This window comes from Pseudonocardia sp. SID8383 (genome assembly GCF_009864975.1).
Taxonomy (GTDB): domain Bacteria; phylum Actinomycetota; class Actinomycetes; order Mycobacteriales; family Pseudonocardiaceae; genus Pseudonocardia; species Pseudonocardia alni.
In genome coordinates, this window is sequence record NZ_WWFY01000411.1 from 1 (window position 1) to 14,199 (window position 14,199).

Sequence of the window (14,199 nt, forward strand, 5' to 3'; positions counted from 1 at the left end):
GCGCCTGGGCCCGGTCCAGATCGCCGACCGGGTCGGTGTCGCTGCCTCGACCGTGCACCGGGTGCTGGTGCGGTGTCGGATCAACCGCCTCGCCCATGTCGACCGCGCCACCGGAGAACCGGTGCGTCGCTACGAACACCCCGCCCCCGGGGATCTGCTGCACGTGGATGTGAAGAAGCTGGGCAACATCCCCGACGGCGGCGGCTGGCGCTATGTCGGGCGCGCCCAGGGAGACCGCAACCGGGCCGCGACCCCTGGGAAACTTCGCAACGCCCACCACCAGGCGAAGATGGGCACGGCGTTCGTGCACACCGTGCTCGACGACCACTCCCGCCTGGCCTACGCCGAGATCCACGACGACGAGACCGCCGCCACCGCGATCGCTGTGCTGCGCCGCGCGGTGGCCTGGTTCTCCGCCCGCGGGGTCACCACCCGCCGAGTCCTGTCCGACAACGGCTCGGCCTACCGCTCCCACGCCTGGCGCGACACCTGCCACGCGCTGCGGATCACCCCGAAACGCACCCGTCCCTACCGCCCACAGACCAACGGAAAGATCGAACGGTTCCACCGCACTCTCGCCGACGGCTGGGCCTTCGCCCGGCTCTACACCGGCGAGTCGCAACGCCGAAAGGCGCTACCCGGGTGGCTGCACGAGTACAACCACCACAGGCCCCACACCGCCATCGGTGGTCTCCCACCGATCAGCAGGTTGACCAACCTGTCCGGGCAGTACACCTAGCGCTCGGTTGGAACCACCTCTCAGCACGTCGCGTCGACGCTCCTGCGTCGCCCCTGGACGACCCACTCGACACGCCCGCAGCACAGGCCATGTGACGTGCCCCGGCTTCCCGGACGGTCGGGGTTGGGTGGCTGTGATGTCGCTGCGTTCTCGTCGAGGGGGTCAGCAGACCCGATCAGGGTCGATTGGGATGAGCCGCGAAGGCGGTCAGGTCAGGGCGGCCGAAGCCGGCCGGCGGGGTAGCGTCGGACACGTCGAGGTCTTTCGGATGGATGGCGTAGGAACCTCCATCGTCGGGAGACCTCGACGTCTATCTGCGGACCGACGCGCCCGGCCGACCTACACCCTCATCTGGGAAGAGCCGGTTAAGTTCGCGCCGCAACGGACGCGTCGTGGCGTGGGGCCGCTGGTGGTCGTCGGTCTCAGCGTGCGGAGGTTCAAGAGTGCGGGACCTCGGTGGGGGCGTTCATCGCCTGCGGAGCGGTTGCGTTCGTGGTTGCAGTTGCCGACGTTCATCTCCGTCGATAGGTGGGAGTCGGCACCGGTCTACTTGGACCCGGGGCGCGGACGGTCCGGTCCGAACTACGGTGTGCCGTCCTTGAAAGCGGGCGTCCGAAAGGACCGGGGGTTCGAATCCCCCCGCTTCCGCCACAGGTCGCAGTCCTGATCGGCGACCTTCAGTGATCGAGGCTCAGCTCGACCATGGGGGGCGGGTCTGCGGCGGTGACCGGGCGGCCGAGGGTGCGTTCCAGGACCTGCCGGAACCATGTCCAGCGCTTGTCGTCGGCCGCGATGTAGTGGGCCAGCACCTCGCCGCCCTCGGCCGGGTCGAGCAGCCGGGCTCGTGCGGGAACGGACCGTCGTCCTGCCACCGACACCCGGACCCGCGGCTCGGCGGTGATGTTGCGGAACCACTGAGCGCGCTCGCCGAACCCGGACGCCACGACGTAGCGGCCGGGACCGGTGCGCCACACGACCTCCAACACCACACGCCGTGTCTGTCCGCTCCGTCGGCCGGTGTGTTCGAGCAGCAGCATCCGCGAGCCGAACACGGCACCGAGCCCGGCGCGGTAGAGCACCAGCGGCGCTCGGGCCAGCGGGCGTGAGTGTAGGAGCCGTGCGAACACCGCCGCGGCCCTCGCTCCCGCGCTCATGAACGGCTCCGTCCGAGTACGGGATCGACCATGTCGTGTTCTCCGGTCTCCGGTGATCTCGTCGTCAGCCGTGCGGTCGACGGCGCGAGGTCGTCCTGGGTGACGCGCATCGTGACCAGCCGACGTTCGTCAGGACATCCTATGAACTCGCCGGATGGCGTTGTCGTGCTTGCGGACGGCGAAGTCGTACGCGTCGTCGAGCAGCTCCCGCACCCGCGGCCAGGTCGTGTCCGGCTCCACCACCGCGACCCAGTGGTGGGCGGCGTGGACGGGGTGCGGGAACAGCAGGTCACGGGTCGTCGGGTCGATGCCCGGATCGGTCGGGAACAGCTCCCGGTAGCGCGCGGTGGGCAGCCCGACGTTGAGCCGGAACGCCCCGGGGCGGTCGAGGTCGGACGCGGTGTCGTTCACGTCGGACCGCACCACGGTCGCCCAGCCCTGCCGGGGGCGCTGCTCGTAGTCGTGGTCCGGGTTGTGGATCGCGAACGCGTCCCCGTTGCCCTCGACGATCCGCGTGCCGGGGAACCCGGCGAGAACGGTGATCACCTGCTCGGCATCCATGCCGGCAGGTCAGCACTTTTCCATGATCGTTCGTCCGCCGGAGGTGTCACGGATCACATCTTCTCGGCGACGACGGCGAGCCGGTCGAGCGAGGCGCTCAGCCGGTCGGCGGTGGTGTCGCGGGCCCGCTTCTGCCGGAACGTGTCGTCCGGGTCGAGGCCGGTCCAGTCGTAGGTGCAGGTCACCCGGGTCGTGGCGTCGTCGACGGGCTCCAGCTCCCAGCGCCACAGGTGCCCGGGCGGCGGGCTCCCCGGTTCCGTGGGCAGCCACGCGACCAGCCGTCCCTCGGTGAACTCGACGACCCGGTTCTCCCGCACGGTGCCCTGGGTCAGCAGCATCGCGAACACGTCGCCGACGGCGCGGACCCGTTGGCCGGGGGCGGCCTCGGCGAGGTTGTCGTTCCCGTCCCAGGACGGCTGGCGGGCGGGGTCGGCGATGAGCTCGAAGATCGTCGCGGGGTCGGCGGCGACGGTCCGGCTGCTGCGTACCACGGTTGGCGAGGTGTCGGTCACGACCGCAGTGGACCACCGCCCGGCCGGGAGCGGAAGATGTCGGACCCCGCTGCCACGATCACGGGCATGACCGACCGCGCGCACCCCCCGATGCAGGCCGACGCCCTCACCACGCTCACGGCCTGGCTCGACTTCTACCGCGCCACCCTGGCCGGGAAGTGCGACGGCCTGACCGACGAGCAGCTGCGGACGGCGTCGGTGCCGCCGTCGTCGCTGACCCTGCTGGGGCTGGTGCAGCACCTGGCCGCCGTCGAACGGAACTGGTTCCGGCAGGTCCTGGGCGGCGAGGACGTGCCGCCGCTGCACCCGCGCGAGCCCGGGACCGGCCACGACGGCGGGTTCGAGCTCGGGAGCGCGGGCATCGTCGAGGCCCGCGCCGCCTGGGAGGAGGAGGTCGGCCGGGCCCGCGAGGTCGTCGAGGCGGCCGGGCCGGACGGCACGGGCTCCCTGGGCGGGAACGCGGTGTCGGTGGTCTGGATCCTCACCCACGTCATCGCGGAGTACGCCCGCCACGTCGGGCACGCCGACCTGGTCCGCGAGCGGATCGACGGGAGCACCGGCGTCTGAGACGGCCCGGCCGCGTTCCGCGGAACGCGAGTCAGCCGCCGCCGGGGTAGGTCGCGAAGGTCCAGAGGTTGCCCTCGGGGTCGGCGACGGTGCAGGCCCGTGTCGGGCCGCCCGCGGCGAAGGAGGTGGGGTGCGGCGCCTGCACGACGGTCCCGCCCGCATCCGCGGCGCGCCGGTGGACGGCGTCGACGTCGGCGTCGGAGCGGCACGCCACGTACACGGCGCCGGCGTGCAGGCCGGCGTGGACGCCGTCGTCGTGCTTCGTGCCGCCGAGCAGGACGGTCCCGCCGTCGCGGGTGAGCTCGGCGTGCACGACGTCGCCGACCTCGTCGTGGACGACGACCGATGCGGCGAACCCGGCTGCCTCGACCAGGAAACGGACCGCGGCGCCCGGGTCGTCGTAGTGCAGGACCGGCCAGACCGTGGAGCTCACGACGTCGACGGTAGCGGCGCTCAGCAGAACCCGCGGAAGATCCGGTCGGGCTGCAGCTCCGCGTGGTCGGCGTAGTCGGCGAACTCCATGTTCGCGGTCGCCACGTTGTTCTCCACCGACCACAGGTCTGCTGCGGCGATCCGAAAGGTTCGGCCGGGATCCTGCCGCAGGTCGGCCGCGACGATCGGGAAGCCGTCGTCGACCAGGGTCCGCTCGTCGACGACGAACAGCAGCGGATGATGGGTGGCGAGCCCGTCGTCGAGCGCGAACGCGACGACGCGGTCCGCGGTCCAGCCGTCGAAGAGGTTCTCGGTGACGACGTCGAACGCGGCGAGGAAGGTCTCCTCGTCCGGATCGTCGGGCGCGATGATCCCGAGCAGCTCGTTCCAGGGTCCCTCACCCGAGTCGGTGCAGGTCCGCACCAGCGGCGGGAGGAACGTCACGGGGAACTCCACCCCGCCATCCTCCCGTGGTCGGATCGGGACATGAGCAGCGCACCCAGCGTGGACGGCCGCCGGTTCGCCGGCGTGAGCAACTCCGGTGACGGTGAGGTCGGGCGGGCCACGGTCTTCGACTACCACGAGGCCGACGGCCTGGTCTGGGCCGAGTACGCCGGTGGCGCCGTCCGCCTGGGCCGGCTGGCCGGTACCCGCGACGGCGACGTCCTGCGCTTCCGCTACGTGCACGTCTCCACCGACGGAACCACCAGCTCGGGTCGCTGTGAGGCCCGCCTCGAGATCCTCGACGACGGCCGGCTGCGCTCGCACGAGTCCTGGGCCTGGGAGTCGCGGCCCGGCACCGGGGAGAGCGTCGTCGAGGAGATCACGGGTCGAACGTGAGGGTGAGCGAGCTGCGGTACGCCCCGGACGGGCCGTCGTCCTGCGGGGTCAGCCGCGTTCCGCGGAACGCAAAGACGTCCTGCTCGCCCGCCTCCCACTCCAGCGTCACGACGTCGCCGGCGGCAGGGACCGCGTCGCCCGCGACCGCCGAGAAGTGCACCCAGCACCCGCCGGGTGTGACGGGGGAGTCGACGACGCCCCAGCCCTGCTCGGTGTGCCACACGCGGACCGTCCCCACCGTGCCGACGGCGCTCTCCGCGGTCCGGTCGAGGATCGCGTCGACGGTCGCGGCCACGTCCAGCTCCGAGGTGTCCAGCCACAGCCCGATGCGGGGCGTCTCCGACCGCAGCACCGTGTCCAGCGCCGCTGCGGTGAACGCGTCCGAGGTCACCTTGTCCCGCTCGGCCTGCCGCCGGGCCGCCACCTCCGGTCGTGGCGCCAGCACCACGACGTACAGCGGACGGGTCCGCAGCGCCGCCACGGTCGCCGGCAGGTGTGCCCCGAGCACCACGTCCTGGACGACGACGGAGAACCCGGCGTCGGCGTAGCCGTCGGCGGCCTGAGCGGTGAGGGTGTGCCGCAGCCGCAGCTGGCGGTGCGCCTCGGGGCCGGCGTCGGGGCCCATCTCGGCGCGTCCGGTGACGATCCACCGGCGGAACCGGTCGCCGTGCACGTGCACCGCGGGCGCGGGCAGGCGTTCGGCGAGTGCCTGCGCCACGGTCGACTTCCCCGACGCCTGGATGCCGGTCAGCAGGTACATGTCCCCAGCCTGGCCGTCGGTGCATCCGTCGGTCACGCGGATTCCGCGACCCCGCGGGCCGCCCGCACCAGCCGCCGCGCCTGCTCGACCTCCGGCGGCCCCGGCACGTCCGGCAGCACCCCGGTGGCGGTGCGCAGCGCGCGCAGGGTGAGCGTGGTGGACCAGTCCGTCGTCGGGAGACCGGGCAGGCCGTAGAGCCGCCGCGCCCAGCGCGGCAGCGTGGCCAGGGCCAGCGTCGACAGCCCGGCGATGCCGAGCCGGACCTGCGGCGGCGCCGCGCCCTGCGGGGCGAACAGGTTCCCGGCGGCGCGGCGGGCCTCGTCGGTCATCCGCAGCCGGGGGCGCACCGCGGCCATGTACTCGGCCATCTCGGCCACCGACGACGGCACGGTCGCCGGGTCGATGCCGACCACCTCGGCGGCCCGGACGCTCTCGGCGACGTAGGTGTCCGCCGAGTCGTCGTCGAGCAGACCCGACCGGCGGGCGACGTCGGTGTAGGATTCGATCTCCGCGGCGTGCACCCAGAGCAGGCCCTCCGGGGCGTCGATCCGGTAGCTCTCGCCGCTGTCGGGGTCGTGGCCGCGCAGCCCGGCGTGCAGTCCCCGGACGCGGGCGCCGGCCCGGTCGACGTCGGCCAGCGGTCCGAACGTGCGGGTCCCGACGAACTCGACGGTCCGCTGGAACCGCGCGTAGGACTTCTTCGGGTCGAACAGCGCCGAGTTCTGGTACGTCCCGCGCATCACCCGCGGGTCCAGCGACTGCAGCAGCAGCGCGCGCATCCCGGCCACCCACATCACCGGTTCGAGGTGCACCCGCCAGGTCACCGAGTGCGGCCCGAACAGGCCGTGATCCGTCATGTGTCCAGGACACCCCGTGCCGCGGCCGGCCGCACGTCGATCACGCCGGTTCCGGGCCGTCCTCCGGGAGAACCCCGAGGGATCGGACGGGCGGTGCGGGCAGCCTGGAGCCATGCTCCGCCTCATCCTGAACGTGGTCTGGCTGGTCCTCTCCGGCTTCTGGCTGTTCCTCGGCTACATGCTCGCAGGGATCGTCGCCTGCGTGCTGGTCGTGACCATCCCGTTCGGGATCGCCTCGTTCCGGATCGGGCTCTACGCGTTGTGGCCGTTCGGCCGCGACGTCGTGCGCCTCCCCACCGCGGGGGCCGCGTCGACCATCGGCAACGTGCTGTGGATCGTGCTGTTCGGCTGGTGGCTGGTGATCGGGCACATCGCCACCGCCCTCGCGCTCGCCGTCACGATCATCGGGCTGCCGCTGGCCTGGGCGAACCTGAAGCTCATCCCGGTGTCGCTGCTGCCGCTGGGGTCGCGGATCGTGGACAGCGACACCTCCATGCCGGGGCAGCCCGTGCTGCGCTGACCGCGGGCCTCAGCCGGCGTCGGTCAGGAACTCCACACCCGCCCGGGCCAGCAGGCCCGGGTCGTGCACGCCGCACAGCTCGCGCGCCGAGTGCATCGACAGCACCGGGATGCCGACGTCGACGGTCCGGATTCCGAGCCGGGTCGCCATGATCGGCCCGACGGTGGATCCGCACGGCACGGTGTTCTTCGAGACGAACACCTGGTTCGGCACGTCCGCGGTGCGGCAGGCCCGCTTCCAGGCGGCCGCGCCCGGCGCATCGGTGGCGTAGCGCTGCACCGCGTTGACCTTCAGCGACGGCCCCCGGTTCGGCACCGACAGGTGGTCCGGATCGTGTTTGTCCAGGTGGTTGGGGTGCGCGGCGTGCGTGACGTCCACCGACAGGCAGCGCGAGCGGGCGAACACCGCGTGCCGGGCGTCGAACCCGCCGGCCAGCCGGGTCAGCACCGTCTCCAGCAGCGGCCCGGCCGCGCCGGTCGCGCTGGCCGAGCCGATCTCCTCGTGGTCGAACCCGACGAACACCGGGACGGTGCCCGGGTCCCGCTCGACGGCGGTGAGCAGCGCGCTGATCCCGGCGTGCACCGAGGCCAGGTTGTCCAGCCGCGGGGCGGCGAGCAGCTCGTCGTCGCGGCCGAGGGTGGCCGGCGGCGTCAGGTCGTAGGTGAACAGGTCGTGCGCCGCGACGTCCTCGGGGTCCTCGCCGACGCGCACGGCGAGGAACTCCACCAGGTCGCCGCCGTCCGGGTCGCCGAGTCCCCAGATCGGGAGCAGGTGCCGCTGCGGGTCCAGGGTCAGGCCCTGGTTCACGCCGCGGTCGAGATGGATCGCCAGCTGCGGGATGCGCAGCAGCGGCCGGTCCACACGGACCGGGACGACCCGGCCGTCGTAGAGCGCGAGGCGCCCGGCGAGGCCGAGGTCACGGTCCAGCCAGGAGTTCCACAGCGCGCCGCCGTAGACCTCCACCCCGACCTGGCGCCACCCGGCCACACCGACGTCGGGGTTCGGCTTGACCTTGAACCCGGGGGAGTCGGTGTGCGCGGCGAAGATCCGCAGCGGGGCGCCCGGCCCGGACGCGGGCTGCCACCAGGCCAGGACGGTGCCGTCGCGGACCAGGTAGCGCCCGCCCGGCCCGTCGGCCCACGGCTCGTCCTCGTGCTGCTCGGTGAAGCCCGCCGCGGACAACCGGCGGACGGCCTCGGCCACCGCGTGGTACGGCGACGGGCTCGCGGTGAGGAACGAGGCGAGGTCACGTGCAGCGTCGGTCACGTGGGGCATCCTGGCAGCAATGACCGACAGCTTCGACGTGGTGGTGGTGGGCGCGGGGTCCGCGGGGTGCACCCTCGCGGGCCGGCTGGCCGGGCGCGGTGTGCGCACGGCCCTGGTCGAGGCGGGCGCCGTCGTCGTCCCACCGGACTCGACGCCGATCGCCTCGCTCGCCGCGACCGCCCCCGGCCACGTCCTGAACTGGGCCTACCGGGCGACGCTGTGCCAGGGCCGGGAGTGCACCGTGCCGCGCGGACGCGTGCTGGGCGGCTCCGGCGCGATCAACGGCGGCTACTTCGTGCGCGCCGTCCCGGCGGACTTCGCGGACTGGGGCGTCCCGGGCTGGTCCTACGACGACGTCCTGCCGTACTACCGGCGGCTGGAGCGCGACCTCGACTTCTGCACCTCCGACCGGCACGGCGACGCCGGTCCGCTGCGCATCTCACGGCCCTCGGGCCGGCTGCGGGCCGCGACGACCGACCCGTTCCTGGCCGCCTGCCTCGCGCTCGGCCACCCCGAGGAGCCGGACAAGAACGCCGGTGGCCCACCCGGAGCGGGTCCGATCCCGACCAACGCCGTCGACGGGCGCCGGGTCAGCGCCGCCACCGCCTACCTGCCGCCGCCGTGGGGGAACGCGGAGTGGAAGGACGCGCTGACCGTGTTCGGGGGGACCCCGGTCGAGACCCTGGTGCTCGACGGCGACCGGGTCACCGGCGTGCGCGTCGGTGGTCGCACCCTGCACGCGGCCGAGACCGTCGTGACGGCGGGCGCGGTCGGCACCCCGGCGCTGCTGCAGCGCTCCGGGATCGGGCCGGAGGACACCCTGCGGGCCGCGGGCGTCGCGGTGGCGCACGAGCTGCCCGGGGTCGGGCGTGGCTGGTCGGACCACCCCGCGGTGTTCCTGCCGCTGCGCAGCGGGCTGCCGGACCCGCCCGCCGACGCCGTCGCCCCGCAGGCCGCGCTCAACCTCGACTCCGGGACCGACCCGGCCGGTGACCTGGAGATCCTGCTGTTCGCGCACCCGTTCGCACCCGGCGGTCCCGCGCACCTGATGTGCGCGGTCCAGCGCCCGGACAGCCTCGGGATGCTCGCCATCACCTCCCCGGACCACGACGACCCGCCCCGGCTGGACTTCCGCTACCTGCGCACCACCTCCGACCGGCACCGGATGCGGGCCGCGGTGCGGATCGCCGCGGAGATCCTGCGCGCCGCGGGTTGGGACCGCGCGGGCCCCGACGACGGCGGCCCCGCCGGCTGGGAGCTCGGCAACGACACCCGGCTCGACGGCTGGATCCGCGACCACCTGACGACCTCGGTGCACCTGTCCGGCAGCGCCGCGATGGGCTCCGGGCCGGATGCCGTCGTGGACGCCGACCTGCGGGTGCACGGCCTGGCCGGGCTCCGGGTGGCGGACACCTCGGTCCTGCCCCGCGCGCCGCGGCGCGGACCGGCCGCGACCGCGATCATGATCGGGGAGCGCGCCGCCGACCTGGTGTGCGGCATCGAGGGGGAACACCGTGCATGACGAGGTCACCGTCCACATGACGGCACCGGCCGAGCGGGTCTGGGAGCTGGTCTCCGACATCCGCAACACCGGCCGGTTCTCACCCGAGACCGTCGACGCGCAGTGGCTGGGCGGCGCGACCGGCCCGGCCGTCGGTGTCCGGTTCCGCGGCAAGGTCGTCCGCAACGGACGCGGCCCGACCTACTGGTCGGAGTGCGAGATCACCGCCTGCGAGCCGGGCCGCGAGTTCGGCTTCGTCGTGCTCCTGCCCGGCGGCCGGCGGATCAACCACTGGCACTACCGGTTCACCCCGGCCCCCGCGCCGGACGGCACCGCGGGCACCGACGTCACCGAGTCCTTCCGGCTGGAGCCCTCGGCCGGCACCCGGCTCTACTGGACGTTGCTGGGGTGGGCCCGCGGGCGCACGAACCGCGAGGGGATGCGGACGACCCTGGAACGCATCCGCGCGGTGGTGGAGGATCCCGCGGTGTGATCCGTCCCGCCCGCGTCGCCGACGTCCCCGCCCTGCGTGAGATCGAGCGCGCCGCGGGGGAGACGTTCCGGGAGATCGGGCTCGACGTCGTCGCCGACGAGGAGCCGCCACCGGCCGCGGTACTGGCCGCGTACGTCGTGGCGGGGCGGGCGTGGGTGGCCGAGAGGAGCGCGGGCGGAACGAGCATCGGTGCCGAGAGGAGCGCAGGCGGAACGAGCATCGGTGCCGAGACGAGCGCAGGCGGAACGAGCATCGTTGCCGGGCTCGTCGGATACCTGATCGCCGATCTCGTCGACGGCTGTGCGCACGTCGAGCAGGTGTCGGTGCTGCCGTCGCAGCGCGGACGACGGATCGGGGAGGGCCTGGTCGAGCACCTCGCCGGCTGGGCCCGGGACCACGGCCTGCCCGCGCTGACCCTCACCACCTACCGGGACGTGCCGTGGAACGGCCCGCACTGGGTGCGGCTCGGTTTCCGTGAGCTGATCGCTCCCGGCCCGGGGCTGCGCGCGATCCGGGAGCACGAGGCCGCGCGCGGTCTCGACGTGTGGCCGCGGCTCGCGATGCGCCGTGAACTGGCCGGATCCTGACGGTCCCCGGCCGTAGGGTCGGGCCCATGAACCCGTTCCTCGCCCCGAGCGCGCTGCCGTGGGGGCTGCCCGACACCTCCCGGATCACCGACGAGCACTATCTGCCCGCGTTCGAGGCCGGGACGGCCGAGCAGCGCGCCGAGGTGGCGGCGATCGTCGCGGGGGAGGGCGGACCGACCTTCGACGACACCGTCGTCGCCCTGGAGCGCTCCGGTGCCACGCTGGACCGGGTGGCGCGGCTGTTCTTCACGCGCGTCTCGGCGGACTCCTCGCCCGCGGTGCGCGAGATCGAGGCGCAGGTGGCGCCGATGCTCGCCGCCCACGCCGACGCGATCGCGCTGGACCCGGGCCTGTTCGCCCGGATCGACGCGCTGCACGCCCGTCGCCACGACCTCGGTCTCGATGCCGAGTCGCTGCGGCTGCTCGAGCGCCACCACCGCGACATGGTGCGCGCCGGGGCCCGGCTCGGCCCCGAGGAGCAGGTCCGGCTGCGGGAGCTGAACGCCGAGCTGTCCGGGCTGACCACCCGGTTCGGTGCGGCGCTGCTGGCCGGGGCGAACGCCGCGGCCGTGCACGTCACCGACCGCGACCGGCTCGGTGGCCTGTCCGACGACGCGGTCGCCGCCGCCGCGACCGCCGCGGCCGAACGCGGTCACGACGACGGCTGGCTGATCACCCTGGTCCTGCCGACCGCGCAGCCCGCACTGGCGGTGCTCACCGACCGGTCGCTGCGCGAGGAGCTGTTCCGTGCGTCCACCGGGCGCGGTCAGGGCGGCGAGCACGACACCCGTGACACCGTCCTCGCGATCGTGCGGCTGCGCGCCGAGCGGGCCGCGCTGCTGGGGTACCCCGACCACGCGTCGTACGTGATCGACGACGCGACCGCGGGGACGGCGGAGGCCGCCGTCGCGATGCTGGAGTCGCTGGTCCCCGCCGCCGTCGCCAACGCCGACCGGGAGGCCGCGGAGCTGGCCGGCGGCGTCGAGGGCGACCTGGAGCCGTGGGACTGGGCGTTCGAGGCGGAGCGGGTGCGCCGCGAGCGCTACGCCGTCGACGACGCCGCGCTGCGCCCGTACCTGGAGCTCGACCGGGTGATCACCGACGGCGTGTTCCGCGCCGCGTCCGGGCTGTACGGGATCACCTTCACCGAGCGCACCGACCTGCCCGCCTACCACCCGGACGTGCGCTGGTGGGAGGTCCGTGACAGCGACGGCGAGCCGCTCGGGCTGTTCGGCGCCGACCTGTGGGCGCGGCCGTCGAAGCGCGGCGGGGCATGGATGAACTCGCTGGTCGACCAGTCGTCGCTGCTCGGGACGCGGCCTGTCGTGCTGAACACGCTGAACCTGAACAAGCCCCCGGCCGGGGAGCCCGCGCTGCTCACCCTCGACGAGGTCCGCACCCTGTTCCACGAGTTCGGGCACGCCCTGCACGGGCTGTTCTCCGAGGTGGAGTACCCGACGTTCGCCGGGACGTCGGTGCCGCGCGACTTCGTCGAGTTCCCCAGCCAGGTCAACGAGATGTGGCTGGAGGACCCGCAGGTCCTCACCTCGTTCGCCCGCCACCACGTGACCGGCGAGCCGCTGCCCGACGAGCTGCTGGCCGCGTCGCAGGCCGCCCGCGGGTACGGCGAGGGCTTCGCGACGACGGAGTACCTGGCCGCGTCGCTGTTGGACCAGGCGTGGCACCGGCTGTCCCCGGCCGAGGCCGCCGGCATCACCGACGTGCTCGCGTTCGAGCAGCAGGCGCTGGAGGCGGCCGGGGCCGCGCACCCGCTGGTCCCGCCGCGCTACCGCAGTACCTACTTCAACCACGTGTTCGGCGGCAGCGGGTACGCGGCGGCGTACTACTCCTACATCTGGGCCGAGGTGCTCGACGCCGACACCGTCGCCTGGTTCGGCGAGCACGGCGGCCTGCGCCGGGAGAACGGCGACCGGTTCCGCCGCGAGGTGCTGTCCCGCGGCGGCGCCGTCGACGCGATGGAGGCCTATCGCGCGTTCCGCGGCCGCGACCCGGAGATCGCGCCGCTGCTGGCGCGGCGCGGTCTGGCCGGCTGACCCGGCACACACGACCGCCCGCCGTCCGGTGGGGAGCGCCGGGCGGCGGGCGGTGGTGTGTGCGGAGTGCTACTCGTACTGGCGCATCCAGGCGACCCGCATCTCCGACGGCTCCGGCGAGCCGCCGTCGGGGAAGTAGTCGAGCTGGATCGTGGCGTGCATCGGACCCGGGGGGAACGTGTTCGGGTCCTCGGAGCGGAACCACTCGACGCCGTCGACGTAGCCGACGATCGCGTCCGGGGTCCACTCCACGGCGTAGTTGTGCCACTGGGTGATGTCGAGCTGCTTCTTGGCGTCCTTTTGCGAGTTCGAGCTGCCGTAGTGCAGGAAGAAGGACACGTCGTCGCTGGCGCTGGTGGTCTCGGCGAAGTCGATCTCGCCGCCCTCCGGCCAGGACACCTCGCTCGGCCACAGCAGCAGCACCGGGTGGTACTGCTTGTCGCCCTTGGGGAACTGCGCTCGCATCTCCCACTTGCCGTACTTCTGGGAGGTGCCCCAGGCCATGCCGCCGGTGTTGCCCTGCGAGTCGCCGCGGATGACGAGGTTGCCGTTCTCCACCGAGATCGCGTCGGAGGTGCGGCGGCCCTGGCCGTCGTGGCCGGCGCCGTTGTAGGGGGACCAGTTGTTCCCGAGGGTGGACCCGAGGAACTCGTCGCCACCGATGGCCTGCCAGCCCATCTTCAGCGCGGCCTGGATGCCGTCGCCGGCCACCTGGACGGCGCCACCGACCGGACCGGCGGCGGGGGCTCCGCCCGAGTTCCCGGAGCTCCCGGAACCACCGGGGCTCGCGGCGGCCCGTGCCCGCTCGGCAGCCTCGCGGCGGCGCTGTTCGGCGCGACGCTCGGCGGCCTCCTGCGCGGCCAGGGCCTGGCCGATCTGGCCGGACGCACCCTGCGCGGCGTCGCCGAGTGCGGAGCCGCCCCCGTTGGCCAGCACCGGGCCGGCGGACAGCGCGGTGTCCGACGCCGACCGGCGCGACGAGTCGTTCACCATCGCCGCGGACAGCGACGGGTCCTCGGTGCCGGGCTGCAGCAGCGTCAGCACCATCGTCGCGGCGAGCACCGCGGCGGCGCCGACGCCCAGCGGGGCGAACCGGCGGACACGGGAGCGGGCGGGTCGTGACCGGTCGATCGCGACGACCGAGCCCGTCCCCGACACCTCGGGTTCGTGCAGGCCGGCGATGGCCCCGCCGGTGACCTCGGTGCGCGGTGCGGGCACCTCGGCCTGCGGGGCCGCGGGCTCCTCGGGCGAAGACGACCCGCCGAACAGCTCCACACCGGACAGCCCGGCCGCCGACGACGGCGTGGACCGTCGCGCGCGACGGCCCGGGGTCCCGGTGGTGGGCACGGCGTGCGC

The 14,199-nt window shown here is 73.8% G+C and carries 17 protein-coding genes; 8 read left to right on the top strand and 9 right to left on the bottom strand.

From position 1 onward, the window contains the following. Positions 1-739: IS481 family transposase (locus GTW08_RS09995; protein ID WP_161151807.1), on the top strand; the 739-nt coding region annotated here is incomplete at its 5' end. Between the two features lie 677 nt (positions 740-1,416). On the opposite strand, the gene GTW08_RS10000 is transcribed toward GTW08_RS09995, so the two are convergent. From GTW08_RS10000 to GTW08_RS10010, 3 genes are all read right to left on the bottom strand, one after another. Beyond that, the gene (locus GTW08_RS10000) at positions 1,417-1,893 is read right to left on the bottom strand and encodes a nitroreductase family deazaflavin-dependent oxidoreductase (RefSeq protein ID WP_073575604.1); all 477 of its coding nucleotides are present in this window, start codon (positions 1,891-1,893) and stop codon (positions 1,417-1,419) included. Between the two features lie 129 nt (positions 1,894-2,022). Beyond that, positions 2,023-2,454, bottom strand: coding sequence for a DUF6194 family protein (locus tag GTW08_RS10005; protein ID WP_161151808.1), 432 nt, complete (start codon positions 2,452-2,454; stop codon positions 2,023-2,025). A 53-nt stretch (positions 2,455-2,507) separates the two neighbouring features. Continuing rightward, positions 2,508-2,945, bottom strand: a complete 438-nt coding sequence (locus GTW08_RS10010; protein WP_346009886.1) for an SRPBCC family protein — start codon at positions 2,943-2,945, stop codon at positions 2,508-2,510. Between the two features lie 87 nt (positions 2,946-3,032). Between GTW08_RS10010 and GTW08_RS10015 the strand changes: the two genes are divergently transcribed. Beyond that, the gene (locus tag GTW08_RS10015) at positions 3,033-3,533 is read left to right on the top strand and encodes a DinB family protein (protein ID WP_161151810.1); all 501 of its coding nucleotides are present in this window, start codon (positions 3,033-3,035) and stop codon (positions 3,531-3,533) included. A 31-nt stretch (positions 3,534-3,564) separates the two neighbouring features. On the opposite strand, the gene GTW08_RS10020 is transcribed toward GTW08_RS10015, so the two are convergent. Both GTW08_RS10020 and GTW08_RS10025 read right to left on the bottom strand, forming a co-directional pair. Beyond that, positions 3,565-3,966 (bottom strand): VOC family protein, encoded by a 402-nt coding sequence (locus GTW08_RS10020; protein ID WP_062399291.1) that lies wholly within the window; start codon positions 3,964-3,966, stop codon positions 3,565-3,567. Positions 3,967-3,986: 20 nt separating this feature from the next. Further along, positions 3,987-4,421, bottom strand: a complete 435-nt coding sequence (locus tag GTW08_RS10025; RefSeq protein WP_161151811.1) for a DUF6924 domain-containing protein — start codon at positions 4,419-4,421, stop codon at positions 3,987-3,989. A 30-nt stretch (positions 4,422-4,451) separates the two neighbouring features. Between GTW08_RS10025 and GTW08_RS10030 the strand changes: the two genes are divergently transcribed. Further along, entirely contained in the window at positions 4,452-4,805 is a 354-nt protein-coding gene (locus tag GTW08_RS10030; RefSeq protein WP_073575609.1) for a hypothetical protein, read from the top strand. Here GTW08_RS10030 and GTW08_RS10035 read toward each other — a convergent pair. Together GTW08_RS10035 and GTW08_RS10040 are read right to left on the bottom strand one after the other, a co-directional pair. Then, positions 4,789-5,601 carry an AAA family ATPase gene (locus GTW08_RS10035; RefSeq protein WP_337825380.1) on the bottom strand — a complete coding sequence of 271 codons (813 nt, stop codon included), beginning with the start codon at positions 5,599-5,601 and terminating at the stop codon, positions 4,789-4,791. The two genes, GTW08_RS10030 and GTW08_RS10035, sit on opposite strands and share 17 nt — an antisense overlap. Further along, the gene (locus GTW08_RS10040; protein WP_073575611.1) at positions 5,598-6,422 is read right to left on the bottom strand and encodes an oxygenase MpaB family protein; all 825 of its coding nucleotides are present in this window, start codon (positions 6,420-6,422) and stop codon (positions 5,598-5,600) included. The genes GTW08_RS10035 and GTW08_RS10040 overlap by 4 nt, the downstream gene beginning before the upstream one ends. A gap of 112 nt (positions 6,423-6,534) precedes the next feature. Here GTW08_RS10040 and GTW08_RS10045 point away from each other — a divergent pair, with 112 nt between their 5' ends. Further along, entirely contained in the window at positions 6,535-6,942 is a 408-nt protein-coding gene (locus GTW08_RS10045) for a YccF domain-containing protein (protein WP_073575612.1), read from the top strand. A 9-nt stretch (positions 6,943-6,951) separates the two neighbouring features. On the opposite strand, the gene GTW08_RS10050 is transcribed toward GTW08_RS10045, so the two are convergent. Then, positions 6,952-8,208: a M18 family aminopeptidase gene (locus GTW08_RS10050; RefSeq protein ID WP_208623012.1), complete on the bottom strand. Its 1,257-nt coding sequence runs from the start codon at positions 8,206-8,208 to the stop codon at positions 6,952-6,954. Between the two features lie 19 nt (positions 8,209-8,227). Between GTW08_RS10050 and GTW08_RS10055 the strand changes: the two genes are divergently transcribed. The 4 genes from GTW08_RS10055 to GTW08_RS10070 are packed head-to-tail and all read left to right on the top strand — an operon-like array spanning position 8,228 to position 12,843. After that, positions 8,228-9,730, top strand: a complete 1,503-nt coding sequence (locus tag GTW08_RS10055) for a GMC family oxidoreductase (protein WP_073575614.1) — start codon at positions 8,228-8,230, stop codon at positions 9,728-9,730. Beyond that, entirely contained in the window at positions 9,723-10,202 is a 480-nt protein-coding gene (locus tag GTW08_RS10060; RefSeq protein WP_073575615.1) for an SRPBCC family protein, read from the top strand. Before GTW08_RS10055 ends, GTW08_RS10060 begins: the two co-directional genes overlap by 8 nt. Next, positions 10,199-10,789 (top strand): GNAT family N-acetyltransferase, encoded by a 591-nt coding sequence (locus tag GTW08_RS10065; RefSeq protein WP_161151813.1) that lies wholly within the window; start codon positions 10,199-10,201, stop codon positions 10,787-10,789. Before GTW08_RS10060 ends, GTW08_RS10065 begins: the two co-directional genes overlap by 4 nt. Before the next feature lie 26 nt (positions 10,790-10,815). After that, positions 10,816-12,843, top strand: a complete 2,028-nt coding sequence (locus GTW08_RS10070; RefSeq protein WP_161151814.1) for a M3 family metallopeptidase — start codon at positions 10,816-10,818, stop codon at positions 12,841-12,843. 69 nt (positions 12,844-12,912) lie between these two features. Here the strand turns inward: GTW08_RS10070 and GTW08_RS10075 are convergent. Next, the coding region (locus GTW08_RS10075) for a glycoside hydrolase family 16 protein (RefSeq protein WP_161151815.1) at positions 12,913-14,199 on the bottom strand (1,287 nt) is incomplete at its 5' end.

Coding starts and splice junctions, on each gene's coding strand:
- GTW08_RS10000 (WP_073575604.1), bottom strand. CDS start 1,893: ATGAGCGCGGGAGCGAGGGCCGCGGCGGTGTTCGCACGGCTCCTACAC.
- GTW08_RS10005 (WP_161151808.1), bottom strand. CDS start 2,454: ATGGATGCCGAGCAGGTGATCACCGTTCTCGCCGGGTTCCCCGGCACG.
- GTW08_RS10015 (WP_161151810.1), top strand. CDS start 3,033: ATGACCGACCGCGCGCACCCCCCGATGCAGGCCGACGCCCTCACCACG.
- GTW08_RS10030 (WP_073575609.1), top strand. CDS start 4,452: ATGAGCAGCGCACCCAGCGTGGACGGCCGCCGGTTCGCCGGCGTGAGC.
- GTW08_RS10040 (WP_073575611.1), bottom strand. CDS start 6,422: ATGACGGATCACGGCCTGTTCGGGCCGCACTCGGTGACCTGGCGGGTG.
- GTW08_RS10045 (WP_073575612.1), top strand. CDS start 6,535: ATGCTCCGCCTCATCCTGAACGTGGTCTGGCTGGTCCTCTCCGGCTTC.
- GTW08_RS10055 (WP_073575614.1), top strand. CDS start 8,228: ATGACCGACAGCTTCGACGTGGTGGTGGTGGGCGCGGGGTCCGCGGGG.
- GTW08_RS10070 (WP_161151814.1), top strand. CDS start 10,816: ATGAACCCGTTCCTCGCCCCGAGCGCGCTGCCGTGGGGGCTGCCCGAC.